Consider the following 18,576-nt stretch of genomic DNA (forward strand, 5'->3'; position numbering starts at 1 on the left):
ACAGTTCGGTCCCTATCCACCGCGGGCGCAGGAGACTTGAGGGGAGCTGCTCCTAGTACGAGAGGACCGGAGTGGACGGACCTCTGGTGTACCGGTTGTCCTGCCAAGGGCACGTGCCGGGTAGCCATGTCCGGACGGGATAAGCGCTGAAAGCATCTAAGCGCGAAGCCCACCCCAAGACGAGGTCTCCCACCGGGTCAACCGGGTAAGTCCCCTGGGAAATGACCAGGTTGATAGGCCGGAGGTGTAAGCGCTGAGAGGCGTTGAGCCTACCGGTACTAATCGGACGAGGGCTTGAGCCCCCTTAGGGGCAGCTCTACGGAGCCTCCTTCGGTGTGTGCTGTTGTCCGGGATCCTGAGGGGATGTGATCGCAACGCCAGTAGTGCGTGAGTCCACCCCTCGGGTCTTGGGCGGGAGCGGACATCTGCTGTTCCCGGGCGGTTCATCCGGGAGTCTCCATCATGGCCCATCAGGCCGCGATGGAGGTGGAGTCTCGGATGTTGGGTGTCGCGTATCGCGCCCGGCCCTGGCCGTACCTGCCTGCGGTACCCAACGTTCGAGCTATGTCTTCCCTGTGCGGATTCCCGGCGGCTATGCCGGAGGGGCCACACCCGTTCCCATTCCGAACACGGCAGTTAAGCCCTCCAGGGCCGATGGTACTGCGGTGGCAACGCCGTGGGAGAGTAGGTCGCCGCCGGGAGAAAGCGTCGGGGGGAGGCAGGGCGCCTCTCCCCGACGCGTTTTCTCATACGGAGCTATCGCCTGTGGTGCGAGGCCATCGTTGGGGTGCCAGTCAATCGTTGCGATGCGAGTCTATATTCCAGGGTGAGGAGGATCTGAGCATCTATGGCTGCTCCTCGTGTGGTGATCCTTGGTGGTGGGTTTGGTGGTCTGGCCGCGGCCACCACGCTGCGCCAGGCGCTGGGTGACCGGGTGGATCTGCTGGTGGTGGACGCGGCGCCGGATTTCATGATGGGCCTGCGTCAGCTCTGGCTCCTGGACGGGCGGGCAACTCGGGCGGAGGGCACCAGGGACCGGCGTACCCTGCCGGAGCGTGCCATCCCCTTCCGCCAGGGGAGGGTGGAGGCCATCGACCCGGAGCGTCGGCGGGTGGCGGTGGACGGCGATTCCCTGGGCTACGACTACCTCATCGTGGCCCTGGGGGCGCAGCCGCGGTCCGACCTGATCCCCGGCGGGGCCGCCGGCGGCTACAATCTCTACCTGCCGGAGGAGGCCGAGGCCCTGGGCCACAGGCTGCGGGACCTGGAGCGCGGACGCATCCTCATCGCCATCGCCGGTTTGCCCTACAAGTGTCCGCCCGCGCCCTACGAGGCTGCGTTCATCATCGAGGCCCTGCTGCGGCGCACGGGACGTCGCCCCGCCGTAGAACTGGAGGTGCTCACACCCCAGGCGATGTCGCTGCCGGTGGCCGGGCCGGCGGTGTGCGCACAGGTGGAGGGGACGCTGGCCGCACGGCGCATCAGTTTCCGTACCCGGGCACAGGTGCAGCGGGTGGAGGCGAGGCGCGTGCTGCTGGCGGACGGCAGCCAGGTGACGGCGGACGTGGTCGTCTACGTGCCCCCGCACCGCCCGTCCCAAGCGATCACGGCCAGCGGCCTGGCGGACGGGGAGTGGATCCGTCCCGATCCGCGGACGCTGGCCACAAAGGCCGAGCGCGTCTTTGCCCTGGGCGACATCACGGAGATCCCCCTTGCCGGCGGACAGGCGCTGCCCAAGGCCGGCGTCTTTGCCGAGCGACAGGGTGAGGTCGTCGCCCGTAACCTGGCCGACCTCCTGGCGGGGCGGGAGCCTGTGGCGCGCTTCGACGGCGCAGGATACTGCTTCATCGAGGTGGGGGACGGCAAGGCCACCACGGTGGACGGCCGGTTCTTCGCCGACCCGCCGGACGTGCGCGTCGCCGACCCCACGGCGGAGTCCCTGGCGGCTAAGGAAGCCTTCGAGCGGGAGCGCCTGCAGCGCTGGTTCGGATAGCCCGGCTGGCGGTGGCGCGTAGCAGTGCGGCGGCCGCCGCGGCGATGGGCAGGGTGAGGAGGAAGGGCCAGCTCAGGCCGCGCACAGCGACGGTGCCTCCCAGGACGGGGCCGAGGAAGAAACCCAGGTCGGCCGCAGCGTTAAGCGCACCCATGGCCGGCACGGCCTCCCCTCGCGGGGTGACGGCGGCCAGGCGCGCGGAGAGGGCCGCCGGGACCGCCGCGCCTACGATGCCTACCAGCCCGTTGAGGACCAGGAGCGCGGCGAAACTGTGCGCCAGGGGGACCGCCGCCATCACCGCGGCGCGCGCCAGGTAGACTGCGGCCAGGGGCCCCAGCGCGGTGCGGCGCTCCAGCGCCCTGCCGGCAGGAAGTTGCGCCGCGGCAAACGCGGCTGAGCCAGCCGCAAAAAGCAGGCCGACCTGCGATGCGTCCAGTCCCTGCGCCGTGGCGTGCAGCGGCAGGAAGGTGGAGAACAACCCGTAGCCGGTAGTGTGCAGGGCGTTAAGCGTCCAGACCGAGAGCACCTCACCCCGCCTTGCCAGCGCGCGCAGGGAGGTTCCCAGGGGGAGGGCGGCATCCCGCTGCGGGCTGACGGCGCCTCCCAGGGCCACGGGCAGCAGGGCCACGGCCGCGGAGAGAACGAGCGGCGCCCGCAGACCGGCAGCGTCGGCCAGCCACCCTCCCATCCAGGGTCCGGCCAGCAGCCCCACACCGAAGTAGAGCCAGAAGGTGGCGAACGCGGGCCCGTGCCGCCCGGGCGGAGCGCTATCGGCTACCTCTGCGAAGAGCACCGGCCACAGCAGCCCGCGAAATGCGCCGAAGAGCAGGCGGGAGAGGTACCACTCCAGCCGGGTGGCGGCCATGGCGAACCACAGCTGAGTTGCCGCCCCGCCCAGCGAGCCCAGCAGGATCGTCCCTCGCCGGCCGATGCGGCGGCTCACCGCCAGGGCCGCCAGCTCGGTGCCGATGATGGACAGCGACATGATCCCCACCAGCACTCCCATTTCCACCGTGGGCAGCCCGCGCGCCTGCAGGTAGAGGGGCAGGACCGGCTGAGCCACCATGATGGTCAGGATCATTGTGGTCGCGGCGAGGCCGAGGAGGTGAATACGTGGGGGCACGTGGTTGAGTGTAGCATGCGGCGACGGCACCCTGCCGCCTAAGAGCGGCGAGGTGCGGGCATAAACGGTGGCGGAAGCCCCCAGTGGCGCCAGCCTCAGGCTTTCCGCCGCAGCCGCCGGCCAGGTCAACGGAGGTGCTCATGGAGATTCACGGGCTCCTGAAGATGGTCATCGAGCGTAATGCCAGCGATCTGCACCTCAAGGTGAAGAATCCCCCTATCCTGCGCATCAACGGCCACCTCATCCCGGTGGACCTGCCTCCCTTCGAACCGGCAGAACTGCAATCGCTCATCGAGTCCATGCTCACCGACGCGCAGCGGGAGACGTTCCGCCAGGAGCTGGAGCTGGACTTCGGCTACAGCGTGCCCGGCCTCTCCCGCTTCCGGGTCAACGTCTTCCGGCAGCGGGGCCACGTGGGCGCGGCCATCCGGGCCATCCCCATGCAGGTGCCCACCATCGCCCAGCTGCACCTGCCGGCGGGTGTGGAGCGCTTCGCCGAGCTGCCACGGGGGATGGTGCTGGTGACGGGGCCCACTGGCAGCGGCAAGTCCACGACCCTGGCCGCCCTGATCAACCACATCAACCAGCACCGATCCTGCCACGTGGTGACCATCGAGGACCCCATCGAGTACCTGCACCACGACCAGAAGAGCATCATCGACCAGCGGGAGGTAGGCAGCGACACCCACTCCTTCGCCCACGCCCTGCGCCACGTGCTGCGGCAGGATCCGGACGTGATCCTCATCGGGGAGATGCGCGACCTGGAGACCATCGCCACAGCCATCACCGCGGCAGAGACCGGGCATCTGGTCTTTGCCACCCTGCATACCCAGAGTGCCGCCCAGGCCGTGGAGCGCATCGTCGACGTCTTCCCGCCGTATCAGCAGGAGCAGGTGCGCATGCAGCTTTCCCTGTCCCTGGAGGGGGTGCTCTCCCAGACGCTGCTGCCGCGGCGCGACGGCCGCGGTCGGGTGGCTGCGGTGGAGGTGCTGCGGCTGACCCCTGCGGTGCGCAACCTCATCCGCGAGGGGAAGACCTTCCAGCTCCCCTCGGCGATTCAGTCCGGCGCGCGAGAAGGGATGCAGACCCTCAACCAGGCCCTGCGCCGGCTGGTGGAGGAGGGGCTGGTCAGCTACGAGGAGGCGGCGGCCCGCGCCACCAACCCTCAGGAGCTAGACCAGCTCCTGGGACGGGGGCGGCCCGCGACGGTGCGCTAGAGCCGATTGACAACCCTTCGCTGCCTGTTAGAATACCCCCGGGCATCCGCCCGTATCTTTTTCATCCCAGCGAGCGCAATCAGGAGCGTGCCAGGTGATCAAGCCTCCCCTTGAGGCCCTGCTCGACCGCGTGGAGAGCAAGTACGCGCTGGTAATCGTCGCCGCCAAGCGGGCGCGGCAGCTGAAAGAAGGCGCCCTGCCCCTGGTCGACGTCGATTCCAGCAACCCAGTGAGTGTGGCGCTGGAGGAGATCGCCGCGGGGAAGATCCGCTACGAGGCGCCGCGCGCTGGCATCAAGTAGTCAGTCCGGCCGGGCCACCCCCAGGTAGAGATCCGAGGTGGGAGCGGCCAGGTCCTCCCACAGGCGGAGGCGCAGCGCCTCCGGGTATACGGTAACGCCGGCCAGGGCGTCGCGGGGGAACCAGCGGGCGCGGGTGACCTCGCATCGCGCAGTGGAGACGTCGCAGAACCCGGTCTCGGCGCCCATGCGCAGCGCCCCGCCGCCGGGCTGCCCCAGGAAGTAGGCCTCGATCCTGTGCTCCCCCAGGTGCGCATCGATAAATTCCCCCAGGTAGAGCAGCCGCTCCGGGACGACGCGGAAACCGGTCTCCTCAGCGGTTTCCCGTACCAGGACTTCCTCCAGCCTCTCCCCCGCCTGCACCGGGCCGCCGGGGAGTACCCAGAACGCCTCCCGGTCGTCGCTCACCAGCAACAGCCGTCCTTCCTGCGCCAGGATAACCCGCGCATTGAGCCGATGGGGCAGGGCCAGGTGTGTGGCGCCCTCCATCCCCAGGTAGGGATCGCGAGCGTTCTGGGGGACCCGGAGGTAGCGGCGGAGGCGGGCCTGGAATCCTGGAGCAGCCAGGGCTGCCGGGAAGAGGCGCAGGGTCCCCAGCTCGCCCGGCGCGACCAGACACCTGCGCCGCGCGCCGCCGCTGGGTCCCCGGTCCACCGTCTCCGCCGCAGCCACCGCGCCGTGCAACCGTCCCAGGAAGGCGCACTGCAGCAGGCGACGCTCCCCCTGGAGGACCTCCCAGACACAGAGGAGGGGCCCCACCTCCACAGGCACGCCCGCCTCCTCCGCGGCTTCGCGCCGCGCGGCGGCGGGCAGCGCCTCCCCGGGGTCGGCATGCCCTCCGGGAAGCACCCAGTAGTCGCGCCCGACCCGCTGCGTCACCAGGATGCGCCCCTGAGCGTCAGCGGCGGCGACGCGCGCGATAACCTCCACCCGTTCGGGCACCCCGAACCTCCCGCCTTTCCGTTCCGTATGATGTCTTAGGGATCATACCACCGGGGAGGTCGCCAGTGCCGCTGGTGCTGCTGTGGATCGTGGTCGCCGCCCTTGTCACCGCCGCGGGCGTACCGTCGGTGCACCAGACTGCCGGCGCTCTGCGTCTGGAGCTGTGGGTGGGCAAGGCCAGCTACGTGGTCGGCGAGCCGGTACAGGCGCACCTGGCCGCGCGCAACGGCGGAAGGACACCCCTGCGCGTGGAGTTCGCATCGGGGCAGCGCTTCGACCTGGTGGTGCGGCAGCGGGGGGTGCTGGTCTGGCGCTGGTCACACGACAGGGCCTTCGTGCAGGTCTTGCAGGAGGTCACACTGCGCCCGGGGCAGGCTTTGACCTTTGAGGCCACCTGGGGCCAGATCGACCTGCAGGGACGCCGCGTCGAGCCGGGGACGTACGAGCTGGTAGGCGTCTTCCTGGGCCGCACCTCCCAGGCGGGGATGCTGGAGACACCCCCGCTGCTCCTGCGCATCACTCCCTGAGGCCCCCTCCCCGCCCGGTGGCCGCCGTTCGCGCCAGCGGTTATAATGAGGCACGTGGCGGCGTAGCTCAGCTGGTCAGAGCACGCGGCTCATACCCGCGGAGTCGGGAGTTCGAGTCTCCCCGCCGCCACCAGGTGGGCCCGGAAGGGGGCTCTTCGATTTTTCTGCGCGACACCACCGACCTCTTGCGGGAGAACGTGGAGGCCACCATCCGCCGCCACCGGCTCCTGACGCCCGGAGACGGAGTGGTGACCGGCGTCTCCGGCGGCGCTGACTCGGTGGCGCTGCTGCTCCTGCTGCGCGAGGTTGGCGCCGTGCTGCACCTGCGCCTGGTCGTGGCGCACCTGAACCACGGGCTGCGTCCCGATGCGGCGACGGACGCCCGCTTCGTCCAGGCGCTGGCCGCGGCGTGGGGGTTGCCGTACGTGGGTGAGACGGCGGATGTGCGCGCCTTTGCCCGGCGGCAGCACCTTTCCCTGGAGGCGGCGGCGCGGGAGGTCCGCTACGCCTTCCTGCAGCGCGTGGCCGCGGCGCACGGGTGCGGGGTGGTGGCGGTGGGGCACACCGCCGACGACCAGGTGGAGACGCTGTTGCTGCGCCTGCTGCGGGGAGGGCGGCCGGGGGGGATGTGGCCCCGGCGGGCGCTGGGTGCCGTGGTTCTGGTACGTCCGTTGCTGGACTGCTGGCGTCGCGACCTGCGAGCGCTGCTTACAGAGCGGGGAATTCCCTGGCGGGAGGATCCGACGAACCTGGACCGGCGTCACCTGCGCAACCGCGTCCGGCACGACTTGCTGCCCGCGCTGGCAGGGTATATCCCAGACGGGCAGAACAAGGTGAAGCACAGTGCAGATCTCCTGGCCGCTGAGGACGCCGCCCTGACGGCGGCGGCCGCGGCCGTGGAGGCCGAGGCACTGGTGCTCGGGGAAGATGGTGTCCGGGTACGTCGTGCGGTGCTGGCGGCGCAGCCGCCGGCCGTGGGGTGGCGGCTGCTCCGTCGCGCCGTGGCCGCATGCGGAGGGAATCTGCGGCAGCTGCGCTTCGTAACCGTGCGGGAGGCGCTACGGCTGGCGGAGGAAGGGAGGGAGGGGCAGCGGCTCAGTCTGCCCCGGGTGGAGCTGGAGGTCCGGGGGGATGACCTGCTGCTGGTCCCCGCGGGGAGCCCGCCCTGGGAAGAGGTGGTCCTGCCCGTAGCGGGGCGGGTGGACGCGAAGCCGTTCGGCCTGATCGTGGAGAGTACGATCCTCCCACGCGAAGCGATGGATCTGGGTGACGGCGCTGCCTACCTGGATGCCGACCGGGTGCGGCTTCCGCTGATGCTGCGGCCGTGGCGTCCGGGCGACCGGTTCACCCCGCTGGGCATGCGAGGGAGGAAGAAGGTGGGGGACTTCCTCACAGACGCCAAGGTGCCGCGCCTGCACCGCCGGCGCCTTCCGGTGCTGGTGGACGGCGCCGGCACCATCCTGTGGCTGGTGGGCTGGCGTCTGGCCGAGGAGGCCCGGGTCACCGGGCAGACCCAGCGCGTGCTGCGTCTGCGCGTGCGCCCCCGGGCGTGAGGAGCCGAGGTGGTTTCCCCCCGGGGGCGGAGCGTGTATAGTCAAACGGGGAGGGTGGCGTGCTGAACCGCTACGTTCGCAACATGATCGTCTGGGCCATCATCATCGCGGTGGTGGTCTACTTCTTCCTGCCGCTCTACCGGCAGCGCACCCCCCGCCAGGAGCTCACCTACAACGTCTTCCTGAAGAGCGTGCAGCAGGGCGAGATCGTCGACGTGACCATCAGCGACGAACGGATCACCGGTCACCTGAAGAACAACCAGGAGTTCATCACCTACGGGCCGGTAACCGAGGAGACCCTCTCCCTGCTGGCGGCCAAGGGGGTGAGCATCAAGTACGAGCCGCGCTCCCGCTCTACCCTCTGGCCAAACCTGCTCACCTCCATGCTGCCCATCCTGCTCATCGTGGGCGTGTGGATGCTCATGCTGCGCCAGGCGCAGTCGGGAAGCAACCAGGCCATGTCCTTCGGCAAGAGCCGGGCCCGCCTGCACACCGAGAACAAGCCCAAGGTCACCTTTGATGACGTGGCCGGGGTGGACGAGGCCAAGGAAGAGCTGGAGGAGATCATCGAGTTCCTCAAGCACCCGAAGAAGTTCCAGGCGCTGGGCGCCAAGATCCCCCGCGGCGTCCTGCTGGTCGGACCGCCGGGCAGCGGCAAGACGCTGCTGGCGAAGGCCATCGCCGGCGAAGCGGGGGTGCCCTTCTTCTCCATTTCCGGTTCGGAGTTCGTGGAGATGTTTGTCGGAGTGGGCGCAAGCAGGGTGCGGGATCTTTTTGACCAGGCCAAGAAGTCGGCGCCCTGCCTGGTCTTCATCGACGAGATCGACGCCGTGGGCCGGCAGCGCGGCGCGGGGCTGGGGGGCGGGCACGACGAGCGGGAGCAGACCCTGAACCAGCTCCTGGTGGAGATGGACGGCTTCGACCCCAACGCCGGGATCATCGTGATCGCCGCCACCAACCGGCCGGACATTCTGGACCCGGCGCTGCTGCGCCCCGGCCGCTTCGACCGGCGGATCGTGGTGGACAACCCGGACACCAAGGGACGCAAGGCCATCCTGGAGGTGCACGTGCGGGGCAAGCCGCTGGGCGAGGACGTGAACCTGGAGGCCCTGGCCAAGCGCACCCCCGGCTTCTCCGGTGCCGACCTGGCCAACATGGTGAATGAGGCGGCGCTGCTGACGGCGCGGCGCAACAAGAAGAAGATCACCATGGCCGAGATGGAGGAGGCCATCGAGCGCGTCATCGCCGGCCCGCAGCGCAAGTCCCGCATCCTCTCCCAGAAGGAGCGGGAGATCGCCGCCTACCACGAGGGGGGGCACGCCCTGCTGGCCAAGTTGCTGCCCAACGCCGACCCGCCGCACAAGGTGACCATCCTGCCGCGGGGCATGGCCCTGGGGTACGTCATCTCTGCCCCGCCCGAGGACAAGTACAACTACACCCGCAGCGAGATCCTGGACCGCATCACTGTGGCCCTGGGCGGGCGGGTGGCCGAGGAGATCGTCTTCGGCGAGGTGACCACGGGAGCGCAGAACGACTTCGAACAGGCCACCGAGCTGGCCCGGCGCATGGTCACCGAGTTCGGCATGAGCGAGAAGCTCGGGCCGCTCACCCTGGGCAAGCGCCACGGCCCCGTCTTCCTGGGGCGCGACCTGGTGGAGAGTCGCAACTACAGCGAGGAGATCGCTTACGAGATCGACAAAGAGATCCGCCGCATCATCGACGAGTGCTACGAGCGGGGACGGACCGTCCTCACCGAGCACCGTGAGCAGCTGGAGCGGGTGGCCAGGGCGCTGCTGGAGCGGGAGAGCCTGGAGGCGGAGGAGCTGGAGCGGGTGCTGCAGGGGCTGCCCGTGGAGCCGCCGGTGGCGCCCCCAGCGGAGGCCCCGCCCGCCGGAGCCGCCGCCGAGCCCAAACCCGGGCGCCCGGAGCCGACGCTGCCGCGGCTCAAGCCAAAGCCCGAGCCTTCGTAACTTTCGCCCGTTCGCCTGGTATTTGACCCTTCCCTGGCCCACTCCCTAGAATGGGCCCGGAAGCTCCGGCAGCAGCTACTGCGGAGGAAGGGGGCGGGTGTATGTCGACGCGCCAGATCGCATATGCGGCGGTGCTGGCGGCATTGTACGTGGTCATCGGGCAGTTCGTCACCCCGTACCTGCGCAACCCCATGGTGCCGGGAGCGATCATCGCCATCAACATGGTGGTCGTGGTCGTCGCCGGCATTCTCTTCGGCCCCACCGCCGGAGCCCTTGTGGGGTTCGTGGGCACACTGATCAACGCGCTGTTCAGTGAGACCGGCAGCCGCGCCTTTGAGTTCGGAGCGGTCATCCCCCATACCCTCATGGGGCTGGCGGCCGGGCTGATCGCCCGGGCCAACCAGCCGCTGGCCGCCTTCGCCATCGTCGTCGGGCACGCCCTGAACATCGCCGTCTTCCTGGCAGCGGGGCTGCTGCCGCTGAGCCAGGTGGCCGTAACCATCTTCTGGAGCGGGCTGCTGGTGGAGACGGTGGTGGACCTGGTGGTCATCTGGATCCTGGTGGCGGCGCTGCGCCCACTGGTCCGCGCCGCCGCGGCCTGAGGCATCCCCGGAGGTGCGACCATGACGGTCACGGTGGAAGCTCCGGAGTATACGCTGCAGCCCGAGGTGGTGGTGGAGCCGCGGCAGACCGCCCTGGTCGTGGTGGACATGCAGAACGACTTCGTCAAGCCGGGCGGCGCCCTGGTGGTGCCCACGGCCGCCGCCACCATTCCCGCGGTGCAGCGCCTGCTGGCCCTGGCCCGGGCGGCAGGGATGAGGGTTTTCTTTACCCAGGACACGCACCAGGAGGGGGACATCGAGTTTCCCATCTGGGGGCCGCACGTCCTGCGGGGGACGTGGGGGTGGCAGATCGTAGACGAACTGGCCCCGCAGCCCGGGGAGCGGGTTCTGGAGAAGCTGCGCTACGACGGCTTCTTCGGCACGCCCCTGGACCACGAGCTGCGCCTGGCGGGTGTCCAAAGCGTGATCATCTGTGGCACCGTGGCCAACATCTGCGTGCTGCACACAGCGGGCAGCGCCGCCCTGCGGGGCTACCGGGTCATCCTGCCCGTGGACGCCATCTCCGCCATCACCCCCTTCGACCTGCAGGTGGCCATTCGTCAGGTCTCCTTCCTCTACCGCGGGGTGATCACCACAAGCGAGGCGATCCGCGCGGGATAACAGCCGCACCGCTGCGGGCGGTGCATCCGGAGGTGGAACGTGGCGCGGGTGCGGGCGGGAGGGCTCTCCCGGAAGACCGGGATCAACCCGGTCCCCATCATCATCTTCATCCTCATCGCCGTGGTGGCCGGCGCCGGGCTGTACGCCTGGGACTACGCCTGGCGGCGGCGACAGGAGGCGGCCACGAAGCCCCCGCCCCCCGACGTGCTGGTGCGAAGCCTCATCGAGAACATCATCGGCCGGCAGGCGGTAAAGGCTGTCGCCCTGGACGCGGCGGCGGGGACGGTGAGCGCCACCTTTGAATCGGCCACCTTCAAGCCCGAGGAGGCGGAGAAGGACCGGCAGCAGTGGGCGCAACGCGCCCGCCAGTTCCTCACGGCCGAGGCCCGTCTGGCCAGCGACGTCATCCTTCAGGTGCCGGAGCCGATTCGGACGCAGGTCCCGGCCATCGGCGCCATCCGCAAGGTCACCCTGACCATCGTCTACCGGGGCGCCACCGTGGCCACGGCGGTGGCGGAGCGGGGCAAGGAGATCCGGGTGACCTTCGTCGACTCCCGCCTGAAGTAGCGATCCCGTGGAGGTGCTGATCGGGGAGCGCCTCACCCTGGAGGACCTGGGGGCGGTGGCCTACACCCGCCGCCCGGTGGCCCTGGCCCCGGCGGCAGGGGAGCGGGTGCTCCGCGCCCGGGCCGTGGTGGAGGAGCTGGCCCGCAGTGGCCGGCCGGTGTACGGCATCACCACCGGCGTGGGCGGCCTGGCGGATGTGCCCATCCCGCCGGAGCAGACGGTCGCGATGCAGGCCAACGTCGTGCGCAGTCACGCGGCGGGGGTGGGGGAGCTCCTGCCCCCGGAGGCGGTGCGGGCCATGATGCTGCTGCGCGCCCACGGCCTGGCCCTGGGCTACTCCGGGGTCCGCCCGGAGACCCTGCACACGCTGATCGCGATGCTCAATGCCGGAATCGTCCCGCTGATACCCTCCCAGGGGTCGGTAGGGGCCAGCGGCGACCTGGCGCCCCTGGCGCACCTGGCCCTGGCGGTGATGGGCGAGGGACAGGTGCTGACCGCGGCAGGTGGGGTGCGGGCTGCGGCCGAGGCGCTGCGGGAGGCAGGACTGCAGCCGGTGGTCCTGGCAGCCAAGGAGGGTGTGGCCCTGATCAACGGCACGCAGATGATGACCGCGCTGGGGGCGCTGGCCCTGCTGCGCGCGGAGGTGGCCGCAAAGACCGCGGACGTGACCGGTGCAATGAGCGCGGAGGCGCTGCTGGCCCTGCCCGCAGCCTTCGACGCCGACCTGCACCGGGTCCGCCCCCAGGAAGGGCAGCAGCGGAGTGCGGCCAACCTGCGGCGGTTGCTGGCGGGGTCGCGACTGACCCGCCCGGCCGACCGGGTGCAGGACGCTTACGCCCTTCGCTGCATGCCCCAGGTGCACGGCGCGGCGCGGGACGGGATCGCCTACGCCCGGCGGGTGGTGGAGACGGAGGTCAACAGCGCCACCGACAACCCCCTGGTCTTCCCCGAAGCGGACAAAGTGGTCTCCGGGGGTAACTTCCACGGGCAGCCGGTGGCGCTGGCCCTGGATGTCCTGGCCATCGCCGTGGCCGCCCTGGGCACCATCGCCGAGCGGCGCATTGATCGGCTGCTCAACCCCCAGTCCAGCGGGCTGCCGCCGTTCTTGGCCCGCGCGGGAGGACTGCATTCCGGACTGATGCTGGCCCAGTATACGGCGGCGGCGCTGGTGGCGGAGAACAAGGTGCTGGCCCACCCCGCCAGTGTGGACTCCATTCCCACCTCCGGCAACCAGGAGGACCATGTGAGCATGGGCAGCATCGCCGCGCGCAAGGCGGCCCGGGTGGTGGAGCACGTGGAACAGGTGGTGGGCATCGAGGCGCTGTGCGCCGCCCAGGCCCTGGAGTTCCGCGGCGCGGAGGAAGCGTCACCGGCCGTGCGTGCCGTCTACCGGGCGGTGCGTCAGGTGATCCCTCCGCTGGAGCGGGACCGGGTCCTGGCCGGCGATCTGGCCCTGGCCCGCGACCTGGTGCGCCAGGGGATACTGCTGCAGGCGGCGGAAGAGGCCGTCGGCCCGCTGGAGTGAGTGGTGCAGGAGCGAAAGGGGGCGATTTGACGGTGAAAGGAGCCAGGATCGTTCGCGCTCCCCGGGGTCCGGCGCTCTCCTGCAAGGGATGGGGGCAGGAGGCCGCCCTGCGGATGCTGATGAACAACCTGGACCCGGAGGTGGCGGAGCGCCCGGAGGAGCTGATCGTCTACGGGGGGACGGGCAAGGCAGCCCGCTCCTGGGAGGCCTTCGACGCGCTGGTGCAGGCGCTGCGGGAGCTGGAGGGGGACGAGACCCTGCTCGTGCAGTCGGGTAAGCCAGTGGCGGTTTTCCGTACCCACGAGTGGGCCCCGCGGGTGGTCATCAGCAACGCCATGCTGGTGCCGGCGTGGGCCACCTGGGAGAAGTTCTGGGAGCTGGAGGCGGCGGGGCTGACCATGTTCGGGCAGATGACCGCCGGATCGTGGATTTACATCGGCACCCAGGGCATCCTGCAGGGAACCTACGAGACCTTCGCCGCAGTGGCGCGGCGGCACTTCGGCGGGTCGCTGCGCGGCCGGGTGGTGCTCACGGCGGGACTGGGAGGCATGGGCGGAGCGCAGCCTCTGGCTGTGACCATGAACGAGGGGGTAGCGCTGGTCGTGGAGGTCGATCCGGCGCGCATCCACCGCCGTCGCAGCACAGGGTGGGTGGATCGGGCCACCGACCGCCTGGATGAGGCGCTGCGCTGGGTGGAGGAGGCGCGCCGCCAGAAGCAGCCTCTCTCGGTGGCCCTGCTGGGCAACGCGGCGGAAACCCACCCCGCGCTGGTCCGGGCGGGGTTCGCCCCCGACGTGGTCACCGACCAGACTTCGGCGCACGACCCGCTGGGCGGCTACATCCCTGCTGGTGTCTCCGCGGAGGAGGCAGTACTGCTGCGGCGGCAGGATCCCGCACGCTACGTGCGCCTGGCCCGGGAGAGCATCGCCCGGCACTGCGCCGCCATGGTGGAGTTCCTGCGCGGCGGCAGCGTGGTCTTCGACTACGGGAACAACCTTCGGGGGCAGGCCAGGGAGGCCGGCTTCACCGACGCCTTCACCTACCCGGGCTTCGTCCAGGCCTACATCCGGCCGCTGTTCTGCCAGGGGCGGGGACCGTTCCGCTGGGTGGCCCTCTCCGGCGAGCCGCAGGACATCTACACCACCGACGGGGTCATCCTCCGACTCTTCCCCGACGACGAAGCGCTGGCCCGCTGGATCCGGATGGCCCGGGAGCGCGTCCCCTTCCAGGGCCTGCCCGCCCGTATCTGCTGGCTGGGCTACGGAGAGCGCGCTGCGGCAGGGCTGGCCTTCAACGAGCTGGTGCGTGAGGGAAAGGTGGGTGCGCCCATCGTCATCGGGCGGGACCACCTGGACGGGGGATCGGTGGCCTCTCCCCACCGGGAGACGGAAGGGATGCGCGACGGCTCGGATGCCATCGCCGACTGGCCCGTCCTCAATGCCCTGGTGAATGCCTGTGCCGGGGCCACCTGGGTGGCCATGCACCACGGGGGTGGGGTGGGGATCGGCTACTCCATCCACGCCGGGCAGGTGGTGGTGGCGGAGGGAACCCCGCTATCCGCCCAGAAACTGGAGCGTGTCCTCACCACCGACCCTGGGACCGCCGTAGTGCGCCACGCCGACGCCGGGTATCCCGAGGCGCTGGCGGCGGCAGCGCGACATGGAATCAAGATGCCGTCGGCCCGCGGTGCGGCGGGGCGGGAGCCCGGTTAGGGGCATGCCCGGAGTCTCTGCGCACTCGCGCCGGGGGTAGGCTAGCGCGTGCCGGCGGCCGGAGGGAGACTGCGTGTTTGCCATCAACTTTTACTCGTCGGTGTTCGGTGAGGCGCTGCGCCAGGGGCGCAAGACCGCCACCATCCGCCTGGGAGACAAGCGGGAGAAGTACCGGGAGGGACAGATCGTGTGGCTGACGGTGGGCAGGCGCTTCGGCACCCGGCGCAAGGTGGCCACGGCCATCATCGACCGCGTGGAGTTCAAGCGCCTCTCCGAGGTCACCCCGCGGGAGATCGAGCGGGACAACCCCGAGCTGCGCCGTCATGAGGAGCTGCTGGACTTCCTGGCCAAGATCTACGGCCGCAAGATCTCCCTGGACGATGAGGTCACGGTGATCCACTTCTCCCGCATCGAAGAGTCGGCGGAAGCCCCCTGCGGCGGCCCGAGCGCCCCGGGGTAGGCTCCCCCCAAGGGATGCGCTCTCCTCCCCGGTCATGTACACTGGCAGGCGGGTGAATTCATGCGCGAGGTGAGACGGAGATGCGTACGTCCTTGGTGATTCTCCTGGTGGTGGCGGCAGGGCTGGCAGCGATCACTCCCCTGCTGGGTGTTCCTGGGCCGGTGGCGCTTGTGGCCACGGAGTTCAAGTGGACGCCCAAGGATGTCACCGCCGCCACCGGGGAGATCACCTTCAACGTGGTCAACAAGGGGACGGTGGAGCACAACTTTGTCATCGAGGACGCCAAGGGCAAGGTCCTGAAGGAAGTGGACGCCATTCTGCCGGGGAAGTCCGTGCAGGTCAGGGTTACGTTGAAGGCGGGTAAGTACGTCATCGTCTGCACCGTGCCCGGGCACCGGGAAGCGGGGATGGTGGGCACGCTCAGCGTCAAGTAGCGCGGCCTGGCTTGGGGAAGCAGAGGAACTCCGGGGGCACCCGTGGGGCCAGATACAGATGATCCGTGGCCTGGTAGAATGGCACGCCGGCGGCGTGGGCGCGGCGGGCCAGCACCGCGAGAACCACGCCGGTCGTGCCATGCCTCTCCAGCAGCCGCGCTGCCTCCTGGGGAGTGAGGCAGAGGTGCACGTGCTGCCGCTGCCGCGGGCGAAGCCCGTCGGCTCGCACCCGCTCCTGGTCGGCCGCAGGGACGGCATAGTACAGCCACTCCGGGGGCCGGACCGCCGGTCCCGGCTGCTGTAGCGTGACGGAGTGGCCGTAGCGCGCCCGGATCAGCCCATCCTCGAGCTGGAAGCGCCGCGCGTCCAGGCGGGCTACCTCGACCACCTCCTCTGCCTGCAGATCCTCCCAGCCGTGTGCCCGCAGGGCCTGCAGCAACTCCTCCAGAGGCACCCGACCCTGCGGGTCCAGCACGAGCCCGACTTCTTCCGGCCGGTGACGGAGGATGAGCGAGAGGAACTTGCTGAGACGGGTGCGCCGTTCCGGACGCATTGCCGCTTAGCCTTCGCGCGATGCGTCAAGGTTCCCGCCGAGGCTGGCGGTTGGGCCCACGCTTGAGCACCCCCAGGGCATAGTGTAGGCTCAACGCGGGTGCGGTGGACATGCCGCTGGGGCCAACGGCAACGGTGGATGCGGCGTGGGCGGGAAGCTAGTCGAGTGCGTGCCCAACATCAGTGAAGGGCGGCGGCCCGAAGTCGTCCAGGCCGTTGTGGATGCTGTGCAGGCAACGGCGGGGGTGCGCTTGCTGGACGTGCAGTCGGACCCCAGCCACAACCGCTCCGTGATCACCTTCGCCGGCCCGCCGCAGGCGGTGGGGGAGGCAGCCTTCGCCCTGTGCGCCCGCGCCGTGGAGCTGATCGACATGAACCTGCACCACGGAGAGCACCCCCGCATCGGCGCGGTGGACGTGGTCCCCTTCGTCCCTATCGCCCACGTGACTATGCCCGAAGCGGTGGAACTGGCGCGGGCCCTGGGGGCACGCCTGTGGGCGGAGCTGCGCCTGCCCGTCTACTTCTACGCCGAGGCGGCCACTGTACCCGGGCGCGTGCGCCTGCCGGACATCCGCAAGGGCGAATATGAGGGGCTGGCGGAGAAGATGGCCGATCCCGCCTGGGCGCCGGACGTGGGTGAGGCCCACCCTCACCCCACCGCCGGGGCGACGGTGGTGGGGGCGCGCCGCCCCCTAATCGCCTACAACATCAACCTGCACACCACGGCGGTGGAGGTGGCCAGGGAGATCGCCCGCGCCGTACGGGAGAGCAGCGGCGGCTTGGTCAATGTGCAGGCCATGGGGGTGGTTGCCGCCAGCGGTCAGGCCCAGGTCTCGCTGAACCTGCTGGACCACACCCACACGCCGCTGGCCCGCGTCTTTGAGCTGGTGCGCCGGGAAGCAGAACGTTTTGGCGTGCAGGTGGCGGAGAGCGAAATCGTGGGCCTGGTGCCGCTGGACGCCCTGGTGGACGTGGCTCGCTACTACCTGCGTCTGCGCCAGTTCCAGCGCGAGCAGATCCTGGACGTCCGCCTGCTGGAGTGATGGCGGCCGACCTCCTGATCGTCCACGCCGGGGAGCTGCTCACCCTGGCCGCAGGCCACCCTGCGGAAGGGCCGCGCAGGGGGAGCGCCCTGGGCCGCCTGGGCCTGATTCGCGACGGAGCCCTGGCCGTCGCCGACGGCCTGATCGTGCAGGTGGGCACCACGGATGAGGTGCGGGACGCGGTGCCCAAGGCGGCGCAGGTGGTGGACGCGGCAGGGCGGGTAGTCCTGCCGGGCTTCGTCGACGCCCACACCCACCTGCTCTTCGGCGGGTGGCGGGCGGAGGAGTTCGAGCTGCGGCTGGGCGGCGCCACCTACCAGGAGATCGCCGCCCGCGGCGGCGGCATTCTGCACACTGTGGCCCAGACGCGGGGAATGACCGAAGAGGCACTGGTGGATGTGGGAATGGCCCGCCTGAGCAGGATGCTGGCCCACGGGACCACCACGGTGGAGGCAAAGAGCGGCTACGGGCTATCCACCGAGTCAGAGCTCACCCTCCTGCGCGCCCTGCACCGAATCGGCGCCCTGCACCACGTCGACGTGGTCCCCACCTTCCTCGGCGCGCACGCCGTTCCCCCCGAGTTCAGCGGCGACGCTGACGGGTACGTGCGCTTGGTGATCGACGAGATGCTGCCAGCGGTGGCGGAGGAGGACCTGGCGGAGTTCTGCGACGTCTTCTGCGAGCGGGGAGCGTTCACCGTGGAGCAGAGCCGCGCCGTCCTGGAGGCGGGAGTGGAGTACGGGTTGGCCCCCAAGATCCACGCCGACGAGCTCTCCAACAGCGGCGGAGCCCGGCTGGCGGCACAGGTGGGCGCCGTCTCGGCGGACCACCTGGAGCATGCCGCGGAGGAGGGGCTGCGAGCCATGGCAGCGGCGGGCGTCATCGCCGTCGTTCTCCCGGGAACCGCCTTCTTCCTGGGACTGCCCGCACCGCCGGTGCGGCGGATGGTCGACCTGGACGTGGCCGTGGCCTTGGGGACGGACTTCAACCCCGGTAGCAGCCCCACCTACTCCATGCAGATGGCAACGGCGCTGGGAGTGCTGCGCCTGGGCCTGGGGCCGGCTGAGGCGGTGGCTGCAGCCACCATCAACGCGGCGCACGCCATCGGCGTGGCGGAGGAGGTGGGCAGCCTGGAGCCGGGAAAGGTGGCGGACGTCGTCATCCTGGACGCCACCGACTATCGCGCCCTGGCCATGCAGTTCGGCGTGAACCTGGTGGACGAGGTCTACAAGCGCGGCCGTCTCGTCTACTCCAGCCGGGCGGGGTTCCTGCAGTCGTGAGACCTCCGCCCCGCCGGCGCCATACGGTTTGGACGGTACGCCCTGACGTGGTGGAACCAGGAAGGCGGTCTCGCCACAGCGGCGCCCGTCCGGCGCCACGAAGGCGCACCGCCCCCGTCCCTCGCCCAGACCGCCCGCCGCGAGGACATATGATGGT

At 70.2% G+C, this 18,576-nt stretch carries 18 protein-coding genes, 1 tRNA gene and 2 rRNA genes; 18 read left to right on the plus strand and 3 right to left on the minus strand.

Translation table 11 applies throughout. The annotated features are described in order from the left end of the window. From QN152_09985 to QN152_09995, 3 genes are all read left to right on the plus strand, one after another. A 23S ribosomal RNA gene (locus QN152_09985) occupies positions 1-302 on the plus strand; the annotation flags it as partial. Between the two features lie 282 nt (positions 303-584). Continuing rightward, positions 585-701, plus strand: a 5S ribosomal RNA gene (gene rrf, locus QN152_09990). A 146-nt stretch (positions 702-847) separates the two neighbouring features. Next, entirely contained in the window at positions 848-1,993 is a 1,146-nt protein-coding gene (locus QN152_09995) for an FAD/NAD(P)-binding oxidoreductase (GenBank protein MDR7539840.1), read from the plus strand. Here QN152_09995 and QN152_10000 read toward each other — a convergent pair. Beyond that, positions 1,947-3,146: an MFS transporter gene (locus QN152_10000; GenBank protein ID MDR7539841.1), complete on the minus strand. Its 1,200-nt coding sequence runs from the start codon at positions 3,144-3,146 to the stop codon at positions 1,947-1,949. The two genes, QN152_09995 and QN152_10000, sit on opposite strands and share 47 nt — an antisense overlap. A 110-nt stretch (positions 3,147-3,256) precedes the next feature. Here QN152_10000 and QN152_10005 point away from each other — a divergent pair, with 110 nt between their 5' ends. Both QN152_10005 and rpoZ read left to right on the plus strand, forming a co-directional pair. Next, the gene (locus QN152_10005; GenBank protein ID MDR7539842.1) at positions 3,257-4,333 is read left to right on the plus strand and encodes a type IV pilus twitching motility protein PilT; all 1,077 of its coding nucleotides are present in this window, start codon (positions 3,257-3,259) and stop codon (positions 4,331-4,333) included. 94 nt (positions 4,334-4,427) lie between these two features. Continuing rightward, on the plus strand, positions 4,428-4,634 hold the full coding sequence (gene rpoZ / locus QN152_10010) for a DNA-directed RNA polymerase subunit omega (protein ID MDR7539843.1): 207 nt from the start codon (positions 4,428-4,430) through the stop codon (positions 4,632-4,634). On the opposite strand, the gene QN152_10015 is transcribed toward rpoZ, so the two are convergent. Continuing rightward, positions 4,635-5,573, minus strand: a complete 939-nt coding sequence (locus tag QN152_10015; GenBank protein MDR7539844.1) for an NUDIX hydrolase — start codon at positions 5,571-5,573, stop codon at positions 4,635-4,637. A gap of 65 nt (positions 5,574-5,638) precedes the next feature. On the opposite strand from QN152_10015, the gene QN152_10020 reads away from it, so the two are divergent. The 11 genes from QN152_10020 (at position 5,639) to QN152_10070 (ending at position 15,544) form a co-directional block, all read left to right on the plus strand. Then, positions 5,639-6,100 (plus strand): BsuPI-related putative proteinase inhibitor, encoded by a 462-nt coding sequence (locus QN152_10020; protein MDR7539845.1) that lies wholly within the window; start codon positions 5,639-5,641, stop codon positions 6,098-6,100. Positions 6,101-6,156: 56 nt separating this feature from the next. Next, positions 6,157-6,233: transfer RNA gene (locus tag QN152_10025), tRNA-Met, on the plus strand. A gap of 64 nt (positions 6,234-6,297) precedes the next feature. Continuing rightward, on the plus strand, positions 6,298-7,653 hold the full coding sequence (gene tilS, locus QN152_10030; GenBank protein MDR7539846.1) for a tRNA lysidine(34) synthetase TilS: 1,356 nt from the start codon (positions 6,298-6,300) through the stop codon (positions 7,651-7,653). 83 nt (positions 7,654-7,736) lie between these two features. Next, the gene (gene ftsH / locus QN152_10035; GenBank protein MDR7539847.1) at positions 7,737-9,623 is read left to right on the plus strand and encodes an ATP-dependent zinc metalloprotease FtsH; all 1,887 of its coding nucleotides are present in this window, start codon (positions 7,737-7,739) and stop codon (positions 9,621-9,623) included. Positions 9,624-9,724: 101 nt separating this feature from the next. Next, complete coding sequence (locus QN152_10040; GenBank protein MDR7539848.1) at positions 9,725-10,225, plus strand: ECF transporter S component; 501 nt, start codon at positions 9,725-9,727, stop codon at positions 10,223-10,225. A 21-nt stretch (positions 10,226-10,246) separates the two neighbouring features. Then, a complete protein-coding gene (locus QN152_10045) occupies positions 10,247-10,846 on the plus strand; it encodes an isochorismatase family cysteine hydrolase (GenBank protein ID MDR7539849.1) in 600 nt (199 codons plus the stop codon). A 39-nt stretch (positions 10,847-10,885) separates the two neighbouring features. After that, positions 10,886-11,413, plus strand: coding sequence for a hypothetical protein (locus QN152_10050; protein MDR7539850.1), 528 nt, complete (start codon positions 10,886-10,888; stop codon positions 11,411-11,413). Positions 11,414-11,420: 7 nt separating this feature from the next. Then, positions 11,421-12,938, plus strand: a complete 1,518-nt coding sequence (hutH, locus tag QN152_10055) for a histidine ammonia-lyase (GenBank protein MDR7539851.1) — start codon at positions 11,421-11,423, stop codon at positions 12,936-12,938. 32 nt (positions 12,939-12,970) lie between these two features. After that, positions 12,971-14,650 (plus strand): urocanate hydratase, encoded by a 1,680-nt coding sequence (gene hutU / locus QN152_10060; GenBank protein MDR7539852.1) that lies wholly within the window; start codon positions 12,971-12,973, stop codon positions 14,648-14,650. A gap of 73 nt (positions 14,651-14,723) precedes the next feature. Next, positions 14,724-15,110 carry an ASCH domain-containing protein gene (locus QN152_10065; GenBank protein MDR7539853.1) on the plus strand — a complete coding sequence of 129 codons (387 nt, stop codon included), beginning with the start codon at positions 14,724-14,726 and terminating at the stop codon, positions 15,108-15,110. An 80-nt stretch (positions 15,111-15,190) separates the two neighbouring features. Beyond that, a complete protein-coding gene (locus tag QN152_10070; GenBank protein ID MDR7539854.1) occupies positions 15,191-15,544 on the plus strand; it encodes a cupredoxin domain-containing protein in 354 nt (117 codons plus the stop codon). On the opposite strand, the gene QN152_10075 is transcribed toward QN152_10070, so the two are convergent. Then, positions 15,537-16,097: an RNA 2'-phosphotransferase gene (locus tag QN152_10075; protein ID MDR7539855.1), complete on the minus strand. Its 561-nt coding sequence runs from the start codon at positions 16,095-16,097 to the stop codon at positions 15,537-15,539. The two genes, QN152_10070 and QN152_10075, sit on opposite strands and share 8 nt — an antisense overlap. A 145-nt stretch (positions 16,098-16,242) precedes the next feature. Between QN152_10075 and ftcD the strand changes: the two genes are divergently transcribed. Next, a complete protein-coding gene (gene ftcD / locus QN152_10080) occupies positions 16,243-17,139 on the plus strand; it encodes a glutamate formimidoyltransferase (protein ID MDR7539856.1) in 897 nt (298 codons plus the stop codon). Continuing rightward, positions 17,139-18,419: an imidazolonepropionase gene (gene hutI, locus QN152_10085; protein ID MDR7539857.1), complete on the plus strand. Its 1,281-nt coding sequence runs from the start codon at positions 17,139-17,141 to the stop codon at positions 18,417-18,419. The genes ftcD and hutI overlap by 1 nt, the downstream gene beginning before the upstream one ends. Positions 18,420-18,576 lie beyond the last annotated feature (157 nt).

The organism is Armatimonadota bacterium (genome assembly GCA_031459715.1).
Classification (GTDB): domain Bacteria; phylum Sysuimicrobiota; class Sysuimicrobiia; order Sysuimicrobiales; family Humicultoraceae; genus Humicultor; species Humicultor tengchongensis.